This window comes from Nonomuraea basaltis (assembly GCF_005893125.1).
Classification (GTDB): domain Bacteria; phylum Actinomycetota; class Actinomycetes; order Streptosporangiales; family Streptosporangiaceae; genus Nonomuraea; species Nonomuraea basaltis.
Genome location: NZ_VCJS01000538.1, coordinates 1 through 1,567, shown reverse-complemented (window position 1 = coordinate 1,567; position 1,567 = coordinate 1). Strand labels below are relative to the sequence as shown.

The following is a 1,567-nucleotide window of genomic DNA, read 5'->3' as shown; positions in this document are numbered from 1 at the left end:
CAGGCTCTACTGAGACAAACAGGATGAACACCCCAAGCTGGTAGAGCAGGGCGAGAACAGGTACTACCTTCGGTGACCATGACCATGCACGACCTCCAGGACGACGACGCCGGCGATGGCCCTCGAGCCGATCGGCCCCGGCGGCGGTACTTCACCGCCGATTACAAGCTGCGCATTCTGGAGGAATACGACGCGGCCACCACCTCGGGCGCGAAAGGCGCGTTGCTGCGTCGTGAAGGACTGTATGACGGGAGCATCGCCCGGTGGCGTAGTAAGCGTGACGCCGGTGAGCTGAGGCCCTCTGGCCGCTCTGCCGGCACGGCCTCGGCGAAAATACCGCGCGAGCGTTCGGTGGAGAAGGTGGCGGCCGCGCGGGCGGCCCGCCTGGAGAAGGAGAATGCCCGCCTGGTGGAGAAGCTCGCCAAGACCGAGGCCGCGCTGGAGGTCGTGGGAAAATTGCACGCGCTCTTGGAGATGATCTCCAAGAGCGCGGATTCGGAGAATTCGTAGCCGAGCTCCGTGCTGAGACGCGGGAGCGGCTCCAATCGCTCGTCGGTATCGCCCGCTCATGTGTGTTGAGCGGCATCGCGTGGGCGACCTTCTACCGCCGTAACAGACCGGAGGCCGTGTCGGACGGTGCCGTTGATGGTGTGGTGGTGGCGCGGTCGGCGCCGCCGAACAAGTTATCGGCGCAAGAGTGCGCGGGACTGCTGGAGGTGCTCAATAGCCGTGAGTTCGTGGACAAGGCGCCCCGGCAGGTGTGGGCGGCGCTGCTGGACCGCGGCACGTATCTGGCGTCGGTGTCGACGATGTACCGGCTGCTGAGGGCTGGTGGCCTGGTCCGGGAGCGGCGCGCCCAGGCGCGGCACGAGTCGAAGAGGAAACCTCATCTGCTCGCCAGAAATCCCAACGAGATTTGGACGTGGGATATAACGAAGTTGCGAGGGCCGGTCGCCGGAAAGTACTACGACCTGTACGTGATGATCGACATTTTCTCGCGGTACGTGGTCCATTGGGAAGTTCATGCCCGCGAGTCGGGCGAACTGGCCAAGGAGTTCATTGAGAACGCGATCCGGGCTAACGGCGGCATCGCGCCACACGCGATCCACGCCGATCGAGGTACCTCGATGACGTCCAAGTCGGTCACGAATCTGCTGTCTGACCTGGGCATCATTAAATCTCACTCCCGGCCGAAGGTCAGCAATGACAACCCCTACAGTGAAGCGCAGTTCAAAACGCTGAAGTACTGCCCTGCATTCCCGGAACGGTTCGGCTCGCTCGAAGACGCCTGGTCGTTCTGCCGGAGATTTTTCGAATATTACAACTATAAGCATTACCATTCTGGGATCGGGTTGCATGTCCCGTTCACGGTCCATATTGGGACCGCCCAGGCCATTCAAGACAAGCGCGCAGAAACGCTCGAGAAATACCGTGCCGCCAATCCCCAGCGGTTCACCCGCACACCCACGCTACCCAAGCTGCCGGCCGCCGCCTGGATCAACAAACCTACCGACGAGACAGACAAGCAGCAGGTCACCGACCAGGAGGACCTCGCCTAGCTAACGTC

The 1,567-nt window shown here is 62.3% G+C and carries 2 protein-coding genes; both read left to right on the top strand.

Features of this window, described 5'->3' with window-relative positions:
- The first annotated feature begins 78 nt into the window (after window positions 1–78).
- Window positions 79–510 carry a hypothetical protein gene (locus EJK15_RS74020; protein ID WP_206062365.1) on the top strand — a complete coding sequence of 144 codons (432 nt, stop codon included), beginning with the start codon at window positions 79–81 and terminating at the stop codon, window positions 508–510.
- On the top strand, window positions 456–1,559 hold the full coding sequence (locus EJK15_RS69235; protein ID WP_276615632.1) for an IS3 family transposase: 1,104 nt from the start codon (window positions 456–458) through the stop codon (window positions 1,557–1,559). The genes EJK15_RS74020 and EJK15_RS69235 overlap by 55 nt, the downstream gene beginning before the upstream one ends.
- The last annotated feature ends 8 nt before the right edge of the window (window positions 1,560–1,567 follow it).

Bases quoted from the DNA above. Each gene is read 5' to 3' on its own strand.
- EJK15_RS74020 (WP_206062365.1), top strand. From the start codon at position 79: ATGACCATGCACGACCTCCAGGACGACGACGCCGGCGATGGCCCTCGA.